General features: G+C 51.5%; 16 protein-coding genes. All 16 read left to right on the top strand.

Annotated elements, in window-relative coordinates; genetic code table 11:
* Positions 1 to 8: 8 nt before the first annotated feature.
* The 16 genes from ENN66_04260 (at position 9) to ENN66_04185 (ending at position 15,007) form a co-directional block, all read left to right on the top strand.
* Positions 9 to 512, top strand: a complete 504-nt coding sequence (locus ENN66_04260) for a flagellar basal body protein FliL (GenBank protein HDS15820.1) — start codon at positions 9 to 11, stop codon at positions 510 to 512.
* Positions 513 to 705: 193 nt separating this feature from the next.
* Positions 706 to 1,680 carry a flagellar motor switch protein FliM gene (gene fliM / locus ENN66_04255; GenBank protein ID HDS15819.1) on the top strand — a complete coding sequence of 325 codons (975 nt, stop codon included), beginning with the start codon at positions 706 to 708 and terminating at the stop codon, positions 1,678 to 1,680.
* A gap of 10 nt (positions 1,681 to 1,690) precedes the next feature.
* Positions 1,691 to 2,227 (top strand): flagellar motor switch protein FliN, encoded by a 537-nt coding sequence (fliN, locus tag ENN66_04250; GenBank protein ID HDS15818.1) that lies wholly within the window; start codon positions 1,691 to 1,693, stop codon positions 2,225 to 2,227.
* A 31-nt stretch (positions 2,228 to 2,258) separates the two neighbouring features.
* Positions 2,259 to 3,443: a hypothetical protein gene (locus ENN66_04245; protein ID HDS15817.1), complete on the top strand. Its 1,185-nt coding sequence runs from the start codon at positions 2,259 to 2,261 to the stop codon at positions 3,441 to 3,443.
* A 14-nt stretch (positions 3,444 to 3,457) separates the two neighbouring features.
* Positions 3,458 to 4,207: a flagellar biosynthesis protein FliP gene (gene fliP, locus ENN66_04240; GenBank protein HDS15816.1), complete on the top strand. Its 750-nt coding sequence runs from the start codon at positions 3,458 to 3,460 to the stop codon at positions 4,205 to 4,207.
* A gap of 55 nt (positions 4,208 to 4,262) precedes the next feature.
* Positions 4,263 to 4,532: a flagellar biosynthesis protein FliQ gene (fliQ, locus tag ENN66_04235; GenBank protein HDS15815.1), complete on the top strand. Its 270-nt coding sequence runs from the start codon at positions 4,263 to 4,265 to the stop codon at positions 4,530 to 4,532.
* Positions 4,533 to 4,560: 28 nt separating this feature from the next.
* Complete coding sequence (fliR, locus tag ENN66_04230) at positions 4,561 to 5,355, top strand: flagellar type III secretion system protein FliR (GenBank protein HDS15814.1); 795 nt, start codon at positions 4,561 to 4,563, stop codon at positions 5,353 to 5,355.
* Between the two features lie 2 nt (positions 5,356 to 5,357).
* On the top strand, positions 5,358 to 6,431 hold the full coding sequence (gene flhB, locus ENN66_04225) for a flagellar biosynthesis protein FlhB (GenBank protein HDS15813.1): 1,074 nt from the start codon (positions 5,358 to 5,360) through the stop codon (positions 6,429 to 6,431).
* A gap of 60 nt (positions 6,432 to 6,491) precedes the next feature.
* Positions 6,492 to 8,615, top strand: a complete 2,124-nt coding sequence (flhA, locus tag ENN66_04220; GenBank protein HDS15812.1) for a flagellar biosynthesis protein FlhA — start codon at positions 6,492 to 6,494, stop codon at positions 8,613 to 8,615.
* Positions 8,605 to 9,813, top strand: a complete 1,209-nt coding sequence (gene flhF / locus ENN66_04215; GenBank protein HDS15811.1) for a flagellar biosynthesis protein FlhF — start codon at positions 8,605 to 8,607, stop codon at positions 9,811 to 9,813. The genes flhA and flhF overlap by 11 nt, the downstream gene beginning before the upstream one ends.
* An 18-nt stretch (positions 9,814 to 9,831) precedes the next feature.
* The gene (locus ENN66_04210; protein ID HDS15810.1) at positions 9,832 to 10,701 is read left to right on the top strand and encodes a MinD/ParA family protein; all 870 of its coding nucleotides are present in this window, start codon (positions 9,832 to 9,834) and stop codon (positions 10,699 to 10,701) included.
* A 22-nt stretch (positions 10,702 to 10,723) separates the two neighbouring features.
* On the top strand, positions 10,724 to 11,449 hold the full coding sequence (locus ENN66_04205; protein ID HDS15809.1) for a FliA/WhiG family RNA polymerase sigma factor: 726 nt from the start codon (positions 10,724 to 10,726) through the stop codon (positions 11,447 to 11,449).
* 181 nt (positions 11,450 to 11,630) lie between these two features.
* Positions 11,631 to 12,008 (top strand): response regulator, encoded by a 378-nt coding sequence (locus ENN66_04200; protein HDS15808.1) that lies wholly within the window; start codon positions 11,631 to 11,633, stop codon positions 12,006 to 12,008.
* A 101-nt stretch (positions 12,009 to 12,109) separates the two neighbouring features.
* Complete coding sequence (locus ENN66_04195) at positions 12,110 to 13,195, top strand: PAS domain S-box protein (protein HDS15807.1); 1,086 nt, start codon at positions 12,110 to 12,112, stop codon at positions 13,193 to 13,195.
* Positions 13,192 to 14,580, top strand: a complete 1,389-nt coding sequence (locus ENN66_04190; protein HDS15806.1) for a sigma-54-dependent Fis family transcriptional regulator — start codon at positions 13,192 to 13,194, stop codon at positions 14,578 to 14,580. Before ENN66_04195 ends, ENN66_04190 begins: the two co-directional genes overlap by 4 nt.
* Before the next feature lie 103 nt (positions 14,581 to 14,683).
* The gene (locus ENN66_04185) at positions 14,684 to 15,007 is read left to right on the top strand and encodes a hypothetical protein (protein ID HDS15805.1); all 324 of its coding nucleotides are present in this window, start codon (positions 14,684 to 14,686) and stop codon (positions 15,005 to 15,007) included.
* Positions 15,008 to 15,010: the final 3 nt, after the last annotated feature.

The following is a 15,010-nucleotide window of genomic DNA, read 5'->3' as shown; positions in this document are numbered from 1 at the left end:
GAGATGAAGTGGCCATAAATAATTCTGAAAATACGGAAGCGGTCAGTGAAGGTAAAAAATCAAAAAAAGGGCTTCTGATAATTATTCTGCTGCTGTTTTTTTTGCTTGGTGGCGGAGGCTTCGGCGCGTGGTGGTTCTTTTTACGGACTCCGGTGCCAACGGCGGAGGAGCTGGCGGAGCTTGAGGCCGCCAAGAAAAACGAACCTAAAATTCTACCGGTTTTTGCTCTGAAGCCGTTTGTCGTTAATCTGGCTGACAAAAAGTCGCGGCGTTATCTGAAGGTAACCATGAAGCTCGAATTGAGTGATGAGGTTTTGCTCGAAGAAGTGGATAAGCGGCAGGCTCAGATCAGGGACGTGATCCTGACCCTGTTGAGCTCCAAGACCGCTGCTGAAATCAGCACGATGGAGGGTAAATTCCTGTTGCGTCAGGATATTATCAAGCGGGTTAATGTGTATCTGGTTAGTGGACAGGTCACCAAGGTGTACTGGGAAGAGTTTGTAGTTCAGTAAGGCAAGTGGTTGTCCGCCGCTCAAGTAACAGCTGTCAAGCAAGGATTATTGCCTTGTAGAGGAAAGGCTGTGCTGTATCGGCTGGCTCTAGCTTGTTAGGTAATGAGGGGTTAAGCTACTTTAGCAACGGTGAGAAAATGGCCGGAATGTGAATTTCGGCAAGGCGGTCGCGGACAGCTTCGGGTGGAAATGTATGGGTCAGGTTCTTTCGCAGGAAGAAATTGATGCTCTCTTGCAGGGCGTAGGTGACGGAGAGGTTGAAACCGAAACTGATCAGCCTCTGGCTGAAGATGAGTTCAGGTCTTATGATCTGACCAGTCAGGAGCGGATTATTCGCGGCCGCATGCCCACGCTGGAGATTATCAACCAGCGTTTTGCCAGGACCTTCAGGACTTCACTTTCGACCCTTCTTCATAAAGTTATCGATGTCTCTCCTCTGGTCTCGGATATGATGAAGTTCGGTGAATTTCTCAAAACGATTCCGGTGCCGGCCAGCATTCATCTTTTCAAGATGGAACCTTTGCGGGGCATGGCCCTGGTGATTGTCGAAAGTAAATTGGTTTTTTCCCTGATTGACATGTTCTTTGGTGGAGGTGGCCGGGATACCGTCAAGGTCGAAGGCCGCGATTTCACGGCAATTGAAGAACGGGTCGTGCGGAAGGTGGTTGAGGCCGCGCTGGTTTGTATGGAGGACTCCTGGAGTCCGATCGAGGATATCCGTTTCAGCTTTATTCGCTCCGAGATAAATCCTCAGTTTGTGACGATCGTTCCTCCTAGTGATGTGGTAATCCTTTCTACCTTTACCCTGGAAATGGAGGAGTTTTCCGGGGCGATTACGATTTGTATCCCCTATTCCCTGGTTGAACCTTTGCGTAATAAACTTTATACCGGTTTTCAGAGTGAGCGCTTGGAGGTCGATGTCGCATGGTTACGGCGTCTGGTAAATCGTCTGTTGGCGGTCGATGTCGGGCTTTCGGTGACCCTGGGGACGACGGAAATAACCGCGCGCCAGCTCATGGCGATGAAAGTCGGAGATATCGTTCCCTTGCGTCAGGATGCGACTGAATTGATGCAGGTCTTTGTTGAGGGGCATCTCAAATATCGAGCCCTGGCCGGAACCTCAAAAGGTTCCAAGGCGATAATGTTAAAGCAGAAAGTGAGAAGATGAGAGGTGCTAGATGGATGATCTTTTTGATCAGGTAAAAAAAGAACTCGAGGAGAGTGGCGATCTGGAACACTCTCCGGCGGCGAAAAAGAGCGTGGCTCCCAGCAACCAGGATCTGATTGATGATATTTCCTGGGATGATGTGGCCGGTGAGCTCGAAGAACAGCGCTCCCTGATCAAGGGCGAAGCAGCCGCTAAGGCTTCCGTGGGCTCTGCTGCTGATAAAGGTCGGCAGAGCGACGACGAGGGTCTGCTCTCAACTCTGAATAGTGAACAGCGGCGTCAGCTACCCGCCAATATCGGTTTCATCCTGGATATTCCATTGCAACTTTCAGTGGAAATTGGGCGAACCCGGATGATCATCAATGATCTTCTGCAATTGGGTCAGGGGTCGGTGATTGAGCTTGAAAAACTGGCCGGAGAACCTTTTGATGTCCTGGTTAACAACAAGTTGATTGCCCGGGGCGAGGTGGTGGTTGTCAATGAAAAATTCGGCATTCGTTTGACGGATATTATCAGTCCGACCGAACGGATAGAACAGCTAAAATAGATCGAAAAGAAGAGGTGTTTGGTTGATTGTTATGACCAGTATAAAGCAACCGTTATCCTGGGTCTTGACCAGGCGGGCGGAATACTCGGGACAGGCATCCTGCTTTGAAAAAAGTGCTTTGTCTCAGGTTTGCTTAATTTTTTTTCTGTTCGTCTGTATCCTTGGTCTCGATCTTCAGAAAGAAGGCCTGACTCGTTCAGCCGCCGCCGCCGCCGAGCTGACCTTCTCCGAAGCTGAAAAAAGGATGATTTTCACACTTCCTTATGAAGAAGCTGCTCCGCCGGTAAACGCCTTGTTCGCGGAGCAGGGGGCGCTGATTGTTTTGCCCTTGCCCGATTCGGGGTTGATCGGGGAAACTCAGGAAATTGTTCTTGATGATGATTGGGTGACGGGATTTGGCGTGGTTAGGAAGGCGGGCGACTCATACTGCTATCTGAGGAAACGCGATCCGGAATTAAAAATGAAAGCTTTTCTTGCCTTGGAGCGCCTGCCGACAAACTTGCAGATAGTTCTTTTAAAAGAGTACCGTCCCTGGAAGGAAACTTTGGCGGCAAGCCCGGTCATGGATCCGGATGATGCCGGCAAGGTTAAAATGGCGCGTCTACAAATACTGCTTGCCGGCGAGGATCGCCAGCCTGCGTCTGCTTTGGTCCCTTCTCGGGAGGTGGATGCTCCGCCTTCTTTACTGAAGTCGAGTTTGAGAAGTCTGCTGGCGTTGCTGGTGGTTGTTTTTATGGTTGTGGCAATGGTCGGATTGCTGAAACGTTTTCGTCGTGGGCGCGGGGTTTCCGGTCGGTCCCGCTTGATAAAAATTCTTGGGATTGAAGTCATTTCCGGAAAACAGCAGATTATGTTTCTGGAGCTGCTGGGAGAGGTTCTCGTGGTGGGCACAAACGGAGATCGGATGACGATCCTGACGACGATCAAAGATGCGGAAAAGATCGAGGAATTGCGACTGCTGCGGGCCGAACAAGATCGGGTCCGGCGCTTCGGCAGCTACCTGGAAGGTTTCCTGCGGAAAGGTAATGATTCTTCTGGTAATGATATTCCTCCTTCCGAAGGCACCGGTGGCAGTGTTGTTCAGGGGAAAACGGCCATGATGACGGTGGCAGATGAGATGAAAGAGGTGGAATTACCGGATAATTACCGCGAGGTCGTCAGCCAGATAAAAAATCGTCTTCAGGATAATAATGGAGAGCGGAGTCGGCGAGGATGAAGCGATTTGGCAAGTTGTTTCGGTTGACCTTCCTGGGTGTTTTTCCGGCCTTGTTCTGGTTGCCGCTTAACGCCGCGGCGGCTGCGGAAATTGCAATTCCAACTCTGCAGATCGGGGTTGGTTCGAGTACGGAGCCCGCTCAGGTATCGGTTGCCATTCAGGTTCTGCTGCTATTGACGGTGCTGGCCCTGGCGCCGTCAATCCTTATTCTGATGACTTCCTTCACCCGTTTGGTGATTGTTTTTCATTTTCTTCGCCAGGCCGTCGGGACTCAGACCATGCCGCCCAATCAGGTGATTGTCGGCCTCAGTCTGTTTTTGACTTTTTTTATCATGTATCCGGTTTTTGAACGGATCAATCGGGAAGCCTTTCAACCTTATATAGCTGAGACTATTGGTCAGGAGGAGGCTTTCTCCTTGGCCCTGGAGCCGTTGCGCCAGTTTATGTTTAAACAGACTCATGAAGACGACCTGGCCATGTTTATTGCCATGGCCAGGGTGGAGAGACCGCGGACGGTAGCTGATATTCCCACTCACGTGCTGATTCCTTCGTTTATTGTCAGTGAGCTGAAAACCGCTTTTCAGATCGGTTTTCTTATTTATATTCCTTTTTTAATGCTTGATATGGTGGTTGCCAGCGTTCTGTTGTCGATGGGGATGATGATGTTGCCGCCGGTCATGATTTCTCTGCCTTTCAAGTTGATTCTTTTTGTCATGGCCGATGGCTGGCGCCTGATGGTTGGTTCTCTGATGCAGAGTTTTTGACGCGCCGCCTCCGGCGGCGGGAAAACGGATCGGAAAAAATTAAAGGAAATCAAAAATGACCCCTGAATTTATTGTCGCTCTGGCCAAAAGTTCGATGGAGACCACCCTTTTGATCTGTGCGCCGATGCTGGGGACCGGGCTGGCAGTCGGTTTACTGATCAGCATTTTTCAGACTGTGACCTCGATTCAGGAAATGACGTTGACCTTTGTCCCGAAAATTGTGATTGTTTTTCTGGCGGTTATCTATTTTTTCCCGTGGATGCTGCAGTATATGGTTGACTTCACCACCCGGCTCATAATTTCGATTCCAGCGGTTATTCATTGAATTATAAACCAGTTGAATTCGGTCCTAAATGAATTTCTCTCCGATTATAACGGTTGTCGAGCTCAGCCATTTCTTTCTGTTGTTGACCAGGATCGCGGCGTTGCTTTTTTTCTTTCCGGTGTTAAGTAATCAGGCCGTGCCCTCGCGCTTGAAGATTGCCTTTTCTTTGTTGCTGGCGCTGCTTTTTTTTAACCTGGTGCCGCCCCTTCGCGGAGAACCGCTCTTTGCCAGGGGCCTGCCGGAAATTGCACTGGTCCTGTTGAGCGAGATGGTCATCGGTATGCTGGTCGGCTTGCTCGCCGAACTGGTTTTTGCCGCAGTCCAGACCGCTGGTCAAATGGTTGGCTTTCAGATGAGCTTTGCGGTCGCCAATGTGGTTGATCCGGTGACCAGTCTGCAGGTTCCGTTGATGGCCCAGTTTTATTATATGTTGGCGATGCTGTTGTTTCTGGCCTTTGGAGCGCACCGCTGGATTTTCAAGGCGCTGGCGGAAAGTTTTTCTTTGATTCCGCTGGCTGGTTTCAGACCGGGAGAGGGCTTGCTGGAGCTGGTGCTGCGTTATTCAAGTGCTATTTTTGCCACGGCGGTTAAAATCTCCGCCCCGCTGATGGCGGCCCTGCTTCTTAGTGATGTCAGCCTCGGAGTGGTGGCCAGAACCGCGCCGCAGATGAATATTTTTATTGTCGGGATGCCTCTGAAAATTCTATTGGGAATGTTTTTGATCGGCTTTTTTTTTCCTTATCTGGCAAATCTGCTGGCTGATTTATATCGCTTGCTGTTTAATGATATTATGTTGCTCTTGAGCGCGGCACGGGGACTCTGACCATGGCGAAAGACCCCAGTAAAACAGAAAAGCCGACCGGGAAAAAGCTGGGCAAGGCTCGGGAAGAAGGGCAGGTTGCCAAGAGTCAGGAAGTGGCGTCGGCTTTTATTCTTCTGGTGGGGCTGGCGTTCTTCTTTTTCGCGGGAGGGGGTTTTTTATCGTCCCCGGCCGAGCTGATGCGCTATATTCTGGGCGATGCCCTGCTTTTTGAGCTGACTCCGGCCATGGTTTATAATCTGTTGCTCATGACCATTCGACAGATGTTTCTGCTGCTTGCGCCGCTGCTCATTCTCCTGCTGGTTGCCGGTCTGGCCGCCAATCTTATGCAGGTGGGCTTTAAGATAACACCAAAGGTCTTAAAACCAAAACTATCCAAACTGAATCCGGTAAGCGGGTTTAAAAGCCGTTTTCTTTCCCTGCGGCCGTTGGTTGAACTAGTTAAATCATGCCTTAAGATCGGCCTTCTCGGTTATATCGCCTATGTTGTTTACAGGCAGAACTTTCTCGGTTTTTTTGAGCTGTTAAACCAGCCGGTCAGTGTTATTCTGGGTTTTATAGCTCGGATTTCATTTCAGATTCTGTGGCGTTGTGGTTTGCTGATGCTCCTGCTGGCTTTTTTTGATTATCTCTATCAGCGTTGGGATTTCATGGAAAATCAGAAGATGAGCAAGCAGGATATCAAAGACGAAATGAAACAGCAGGAGGGTGATCCTCAGGTCAAGTCCCGGATTCGCAGTATGCAGATGAGTGCGGCCCGGCAGCGGATGATGCGGGAGGTTCCTCGGGCCGATGTCGTAATTACCAATCCGACCCATATTGCCGTTGCTCTGATTTACGATCAGGAGCATTCGGAGGCCCCGGTGGTGGTGGCTAAAGGAGCCGGGTTGATTGCGGAAAAAATCAAAAAAATTGCCCGAGAACACGGCGTTCCGGTGATTGAAAACCGGGCTTTGGCCCGGCTTCTTTTTAAAACCGTCGATCTCAATCAGATGATTCCGGAAACCCTTTATCAGGCTGTCGCCGAAGTGCTTGCCTATATTTATCGCCGCGACGGGGCGGCCCGGGCGCATACCTGAAACTTGTTTTAGAACACGAACCCATCAATGGTATTCAGGCCTTCGGCCGAAGTGAATTTTATGGCGGACACAGCTGAGAAATCAACTTTTTTGAACCTTTTTATGGGTCGCGACGCGATCATGGCCTTGGCGGTAATCGCTATTCTGATGGTCATGATTGTGCCCCTGCCGACGATCATGCTGGATGCGCTGCTGGCGATGAACATCAGCGTATCCATTATCATCCTGTTGATTTCGATGTATCTGCTGAAGGTTCTCGAATTCTCGATCTTCCCCGCTCTGCTTCTGGTGACCACCCTGTTTCGACTTTCCCTGAACGTCGCCTCGACCCGCCTTATTCTGCTGAACGGGGATCAGGGAACCGATGCCGCCGGGCAGGTGATCAAGGCTTTCGGGCAATTTGTGGTGGGGGGCAACTATGTCGTCGGAACCATTATCTTTGCAATCTTGGTGATTATCAATTTCATGGTTATCACCAAGGGTTCCGGGAGAATCGCCGAAGTTACCGCCCGCTTCACCCTGGATGCCATGCCCGGGAAACAGATGGCGATCGATGCCGATCTTAACGCCGGAATGATCAGTGAAACCGAAGCCCGAGCGCGGCGTTTGGAGATTCGCCGTGAGGCAGATTTCTTTGGGGCCATGGACGGGGCCGCTAAATTTGTCAGCGGTGATGCCATCGCCGGTATCGTGATCACGTTGATCAATATCATGGCCGGGTTTGTGATCGGAGTTATGCAGCAGGGGATGTCTATGGCCGAGTCCGCCGCTACCTATACCACCTTGACGGTTGGCGACGGCCTGGTCAGTCAGATTCCGGCCCTGATTATTTCGACGGCGTCCGGCATCATGGTTTCACGCTCGGCTGCGGAAGGCAGCATGGGCAGCGATCTGGTCCGCCAGGTGACCGCCTATCCCAAGGTTCTGAGCCTGGCGGCGCTGGCGCTTTTTATCTTCGCACTGATTCCGGGCCTGCCTAAACTTTCGTTTTTTTCTCTGGCCCTGCTGGTCGGATTTATTTCTTTTCTGCTTCATCGGCAGCAGGCTGCCGTGAAACAGGCCCAGATAGTATTGCAGGAGCGTGAGCAGGAACAGGCGGTGGCGGCCGGCAAGGCCACGCCGGAAGCGGTCGAGAAACTGCTGGTTATGGATACTATGGAGCTGGAGGTGGGTTACGCTCTGATCGCCCTGGTCGACGAGACTCAGGGTGGTGATCTGCTCGAAAGAATAAAATTGATTCGCCGCCAGTTTGCGCTGGATCTGGGAATGGTCATGCCTTCAATTCATATTCGTGATAATCTGCAGCTTAAACCGAACGCCTATTCTTTTAAAATCAAGGGCAGTGTGGTGGCCGAAGGCGAGGTTATGATCGGTTATTGCCTGGCTATGGGAGGAGAAGGGATGACTTCCGAGCTCCGCGGCATTGCGACCACGGAACCGGCTTTCGGCCTGCCTGCGTTATGGATTGAGGAACGCCAGCGGGAGCGGGCTCAGCTGGCAGGTTATACGGTGGTTGATCCCTCGACCGTGGTGGCCACTCATCTGGTGGAAAAGATTAAACTCCATTTGCATGAACTGCTCGGTCGTCAGGATGTGCAGAAGTTGGTTGAAAATCTGGGCCAGCGCTATCCCAAGGTGGTTGATGATCTGGTGCCGGCAGTGGTGCCTTGGGGGACCTTGCAGAAGCTTCTGCAGAATCTGTTGCGGGAGCAGGTTTCCATTCGGGATCTGATGACCATTCTTGAAACGATGGCCGACTACTCGACTCAGGTTCGTGATATTGATGTTTTGACCGAGTATGTGCGTCAGAATCTGGCCCGAACGATTGTGGGGAATTATCTTGCCGACAAAAGTCGTTTGTATGTGGTGACCCTTGAACCCGCGCTCGAAGAGCAGGTCAATGCTTCAATTCAGAGAACTGACCATGGAGCGTTTCTCACTCTGGATCCGGGTGTGGTTTATGCTCTGGTCGACCAGCTTCGCAAGTTGCACGAAAAATTCGATAATGTTTCGGCCCGGCCGATTCTTCTTTGCGTGCCGATTGTCCGTTTTCATTTACGTCGACTTTTGGAACGCTTTATTCCGGGGCTGGTGGTGCTCTCCCATAATGAAATCCCGGCGCAGGTCATAGTTCAGGCTCTGGGCCGGATAGGACTGAAGTCCGGAGGCGAGGGTGCGGGTTAAACGATTTTATGGTCGGGACAGCGCCGCGGCCATGAACGCCGTCAAGCTGGCTTTTGGCGAGGAGGCGGTTGTTTTAGAAACGACGAGAAGGCCGGAAGCGAAGCCAGAGGTCCAAATTGAAATACTGGCGGCGATTGATTATGATCCGACTCTGAAGATTATCAGGAAAAAGGATGAAGTGTCGCTTGCGGGTGAAAACGCGGCGTCCATGCTTTTCTCCGCCGGTGGCCGGAAGGCGTCGGGCGTCGTCGGGGCTCGATCCGGCCGGGAACAGGACCGCTGCGATTTTAGGGATGGTTTTGTCGGGAAAGCGGAGTATGAGCTTTTGCGGCGAGAACTTTCATCGGTAAAACGGGTAATGGATCGGTTGGTGGCCGGCAGTGGTCTGGACGAAGACTGGGATGACCCCGCTTGCGCTGAATTGATGGCCGTTTTGCTGGCACGCAAGGTAACTTATGAGCTGGCTCATAAGTTGCTCTCTGAAACTTGGTCGGCGAGTGCGAACCTGTTGTCCCGGAAGAAGAACGCCCTTTGGATCGTGGCGGAGCTCAAGGCCGCCCTGGCTCAACGTCTGATGCGTAAAGTCAAGGTTCTGCCGGTTACGGAGATGGCGCGGGTGCTGACGTTACTGGGGCCGACCGGAGTCGGCAAAACCACAACTTTGGCAAAACTAGCGGCTTTTCTGCGCTCGCGGGGAGAACGCCCGGCCCTGCTCTCGCTCGATACTTATCGCCTGGGAGCGGCCGAACAGATTCAGGAATATGGTAGACGGCTGGAAATGCCGGTTGCCGTAGTCACGAATCGATCGCAATTGTCTGAGGCCCTGCGCCGATTTGCCGGTCATGATCGAATTTTGCTTGATACTATGGGGCGGAGTTCCCGTGACCACGAAGGGCTGGCGACCCTGCATCGTTTTCTGAAGGGGCTTGCCGGCGACACCTTGCTGGTGCTGCCGGCTTCTCTGCAGGAGGAGGATCTACTGGAAAACCTGGTGCGTTTTCGTCCTTTTCTCATTCGGGCCTTGCTTTTCACAAAACTGGATGAAACCAGTTGTTACGGCTCTATTTTAAATGGTTTGAGCTATGCTCGGCTGCCCTTGAGTTTTTTTACCGATGGGCAGAGGGTCCCGGATGACTTCGAAGAAGCCAGCCCTGAGCGCCTGGCGAATCTGTTACTTGATCTGGTTGCAGATGATTGACGGTTGCTAAAGCAAGTTATGAAGACGACGAGAGAGGATATAGTTATGGATCAGGCCTCGGCATTGCAAGGTTCTGGTAAGCAGGTCAAGGTTATTGCCGTTGCCAGCGGCAAGGGGGGGGTGGGAAAAACCAATACGGTAATCAATGTGGCCGCTTCTCTGGCGGCGGAAGGGGCCCGTGTGATGGTGCTTGACGCCGATCTTGGTCTTGGTAATCTTGATGTCATGTTGGGTTTGGCGCCCCAATACAATTTGCAGCATCTTTTTGCCGGCGAAAAAAAATTGGCTGAAATCATCGTTGAAGGTCCGCATGGGGTCAAAATTATTCCGGCGGCTTCCGGAATCCAGGAGGTTACTCGTGGCGGTACCCGGGAACAGCGGATTCTGATGGAGCAGCTGAATCAGTATGCCGACCAGATCGATTTCCTGCTGATTGACGCCGCCGCCGGAATCTCGGATATGGTTACCAGTTTTGTCATGGCCGCCGATGTGGCTCTGATTGTGGCCACCCCGGAGCCGACCTCGATGACGGATGCCTATGCCTTGATGAAAGTGCTCTGGAATCGCTATGGAGAGAAGAAATTTTATCTGCTTTTGAATCAGGTTTCGGATGAAGCTCAGGCTCGTCAGGTGTATTCCCAGTTGAGTCGGGTTGGGGAGAAATTCCTTGACATAACCTTGGTCTTTTTGGGATACGTGCCCAAGGACAAGGCCGTGCCCATGGCGGTCTGTCGGCAGCAGGCGGTGGTTATCTACAAGCCGGAAGCGGCCGCCAGTCGGGCTTTTGTCGAGGTCGCTCGCCGGCTTAAACGTTTGCCGTTCAAGGTTAGGGGCGGCGGGCTTAGTTATTTCTGGCAACGTTTGCTCGGTGGCGAAAGTCGTGAGTGACTTTGAAACAGAAAATCTTGTTTTGTCCGATGATGTTCTGCTGAAAGAATATCTGCCTCTGGTGCGTCGTTTGGCCTATCGTCTGGCTTCTCGTCTCCCGGAAAATATAGAGGTTGACGATCTGATTAACAGCGGGGTTATCGGTTTGCTGGACGCCGTTGGCAAATATGACCGGACTCGCGAGGTTCAGTTTAAAATCTATGCCGAGTTTCGCATTCGCGGGGCCATGCTTGACGATCTGCGGAGTCAGGACTGGGCGACGCGAGGTTTGCGCCAGGAGAGCAACGCTCTGGAAAACGCCTACGCAGAACTGGAGCATAGGTTAGGGCGACCGGCTGAAGATCATGAGGTCGCTGCGGCCATGGGTCTGAGTTTGGAGGAGTTCCATAAACTGTTGGGTCGGGCCCGGGGGATTTCCCTGGTCAATTTCGAAGACCTGAGTTCACCGGCCGTCAATAATCCGCGCGACCCTTTGGAACTGATCTCGCTGATTGAGAATGAAGATCCTTATGTTTTATGTCGGGACCGGGAAGCCCAGGAAATGCTCGCGTTGGCGATTGACAGTTTGGGCGAGCGGGATCGGTTGGTTTTGCAGCTTTATTACTTTGAAGAGCTGAATCTGAAGGAAATTGGTCTGGTTCTCGAGGTCAGTGAGTCCCGGGTTTGTCAGATGCGGACCCAGGCGATAATCCGTTTACGTAACCGGATAAAAAACTTGCGCCGCAAAAAATTTTCGGTTACAAGCTAAATTGCAATTCGGCTAGCAAGGTTTGGTTGGTCTGAATCTCGCCTTCCGGAAATCAGTTGCGGGTGTGTATTCCGCAGCCCAAGCGGACTATCGGCCCGCGGATAAGTGTTCTTAACCGTTCATTTACTTGTTTTCTCAAACTGAAAATGAATTGTTAAGGTAAAAAGTTTCAGAGGGGTCTATGGATAAGAATATGAAAATCATCATTGTTGATGATTTTTCGACAATGAGGCGGATTATTAAAAATATTCTTCGTCAGCTTGGTTTCAACAATGTTCAGGAGGCTGATGATGGAGCGACGGCCTGGCCTAAAATTCAGGCGGAGAATTTTGATCTTGTCATCACGGATTGGAATATGCCGAAAATGTCGGGACTGGAGTTGCTCAAGAATATTCGTAATGATGAGGACCTGAAACATATTCCGGTTCTCATGGTTACCGCCGAAGCTCTGAAGGAAAATATTATTGAGGCCGTTAAATCCGGAGTCAGTAATTATATCATCAAGCCTTTTACGGCCGAAACCATGCAGGAAAAACTGGAAAAAATATTTGGCGGTTGAGTTTCTTTCCGCTGTCCGTGAACAAGATTGAAGGTGAGGGCTGAAGGTGACAAAGGTTGCCGCAGCTCTCACCTTTTTTTGGTTGAGGCGGTTACTTTTTTATGGCGGAATTTTTTACAGTCGAGCACTTTCGCTCTTTTTTTGAACTTTTCAGTGACCCGGTCTGGGTTGTAAACCGGGATTTGCGTTTGGTTTATCTGAATCCGGCGGCGATGGCCAAGTTTGGCTGTAAGGCTGATAACGCGCTCGGCAAGCGCTGTCACCAGGCGCTTTTCGAAAACCATGGTCGTTGTCCTTTCTGTTCTTTTGAGGAGGTGTTTGCCGGTAGGGAAGCCAGGGTTTCCAACTTTACCTTGCTTGACACCGATGGTCGCAATCATGTTTATGCATTAAGCCACTATCCCTGCGCGGGTTATCTTGGGGTGGTTGATTATGTCGTGGCCGTTTGCGTTGACAAAACCGAGGCGGCCGATCTTTTTTCCGAGATTTCCCGTTTGCAGGGACTTGCCGCTATGGGCGAATACAGCGCTGAGCTGAGTCATGAGATTCGCAATCCTTTAAATTCAATTGCCATTCAAATGTCGCTTTTGCAAAAAATGGCGGGACGTCTTGATTCCGAAACGGCAGCCTCTTTTTTGCGTGTGGTGGAAGTTGTACGGGCGGAAAGTGATCGCCTTAACACCTTGGCCGGAGATTTTCTTAAGATGCAGAAGAGTCGGTGCCTGCGTCTGGAGGACTGTAATCCTTTTGTTGAGGTGGCCGGGGTGGCCGAACTGCTGGCGGAAGAAGCCCGCCGCGTCCGGATTGATATCCGTTTGTCTTTTGAAGGTGAGGGGCCATGTTTACGGGCCGATCGGGATAAACTCCGGCAAGCCTTCATGAACTTGATGAAAAATGCGGTCGAAGCTTTAAGCGAGAGTGAAACGGCTGATGCCTTTCTTGAAATCAAGGGTTATTATGACGACCGCCTGGTGTCTCTGAGCTTTGCCGACAATGGTCCCGGAATTCCTTTTTCCCGGCAGGCTCGAATCTTCGACCTTTTTTATACGACGAAAACGTGTGGTACCGGGATCGGTCTTCATCTTTGTCGCGATATCATTCGGGCCCATGATGGTGAAATCAGCTTTGTCAGTGATGATCAGGGTACGGTTTTTAAGGTAGTGCTTCCCGTGGGGGCAAATCCATGAATAAAGCTGGGCAATTTTGTATCGTGGTGGTTGACGATGAGGAACGGGCCGTAACCGGGTTGGTAGAGCTCCTGCGCCTGGAAGGATTCGTGGTTGATGGTTATAGCCGACCCCAGGCCGCTCTGGATCATGTGCGGCGGCATCCGGTTGATCTGCTGCTGACTGATCTCAGGATGCCGGAAGTCGATGGGCTTGAACTTCTTCGTCTGGTTCGGGCCGTAGATCCTGGTCTAAGCGTGGTGATGATAACTGGTCAGGGAGGCGTCAGGGATGCTGTGGCCGCGATGAAAGCCGGAGCGGATGATTATCTGATCAAGCCGATTAACCTTGAGGAGCTTGAGATTACGATAGCCCGGATTCGGGAAAAAAGAGAGCTCCTGGCCCAGAACCGGCTTCTGCGGGAGGCGGCCTTGAGGGGCAGTACGGAGTTCGATTTTATTGGTAGCAGCCCGGCCATGGAAAAAATTTTCCGAGCTATTCGTGATGTGGCGCCGACCATGGCCAGTGTTCTGATTGAAGGAGAAACCGGGACGGGTAAGGAACTTGTCGCCAGATCATTGCACCGTTCTGGTTTACGTTCGGAAAAACCATTGATTACGATTAACTGCGCGGCCCTGCATGAAGGTCTCCTGGAGAGTGAATTGTTTGGTCATGTCAAGGGCGCCTTTACCGGGGCCGTGCGCAATAAGCTGGGGAAATTTGCGTTGGCGGACGGGGGGACCATTTTCCTCGATGAAATCGGGGATATGGCCATGTCGGTGCAGGCCAAGCTCTTGCGGGTTTTGGTTTCAGGTGAATTCCAGCAGGTTGGCGGCGAAAAGACTCACTATGTTGATGTTCGGGTTCTGGCGGCGACCAATAAGGACTTGCGGGCCGAAGTCGCTGCCGGCCGTTTTCGAGAAGATCTTTATTATCGTCTTAACGTGGTTCAGTTTATTTTGCCTCCTTTGCGTGACCGTTCCGGAGACATTGTCATGCTGGTAAAATATTTCTGCGAGAAAATTTCCCGTCGTGATCAGCGCCCCTTGCTTTATCCGGAAAGCGAAGCCATGCGCCTGCTTGAAAATGCTCCGTGGCCGGGTAATGTCAGAGAGCTGGAAAATGTCATGGAGAGGGCTTTCATCTATGCTAAGGATCGTCCGATTGGAGTCGATGATCTGCCTCTCTATTTACAGGAAAACCGTTATGTTCAAAAAAAAGAGGGAGGTTCCGAGGAGCCCGGTGAAAAATTTACTCTGGTTGGTCTGAGTCTTAAGGAGATGGAGAAAAGAATGATTCTCGCCGCTTTGGAGCGCTGTCCGACGAAGACCCAGGCGGCCCGTGAACTGGGGATCAGCGTGAGAAAAATTGAGTATCGTCTTAAGGAGTGGGGACGGTCAATGTAAGGGTTAAAGTTTTTTTTACTTTTGCCGAAAACTACGTGGAGAGTGGCAGGGGCATGGGGTAGAAGCGGAGGCATAAATTAAAGCTTGTTTGGGAGGTTTTTTTATGTATGAAGTTAAGAATTCAATTTCTCAAATGGTCCTGCCTCCGGTGGTGGCGGCTGAGAAAATGAGAGCTGAAACCAGAATCCCCAATCGGGACGCGGATGTCAGGGGGCGTATCCTGAATGTTCGCAGCGGTCGAATTCGGCCGCGCCGCTATTCACCGATGCCTTACGGCGGGGTTAACCGGCGGCAACCGCGTGACCAGCGCCGGATGACCCAGGGTCCGGATGGTCTTGAAGACCGGGTCGTGACTTTGTTGGTTCCGGCCGGGACCAGACTGGATCGTATGGCCGGAAAAGAGGTTTTGCTGAAGTTGCTGCCGTGATTC

Source organism: Pseudomonadota bacterium (assembly GCA_011049115.1).
In the GTDB taxonomy this organism is placed as follows: Bacteria; Desulfobacterota; Anaeroferrophillalia; order Anaeroferrophillales; family Tharpellaceae; genus DSCM01.
Note: the sequence above shows the minus strand (reverse complement) of the source record. Positions and strands in the feature narration are given on the sequence as shown.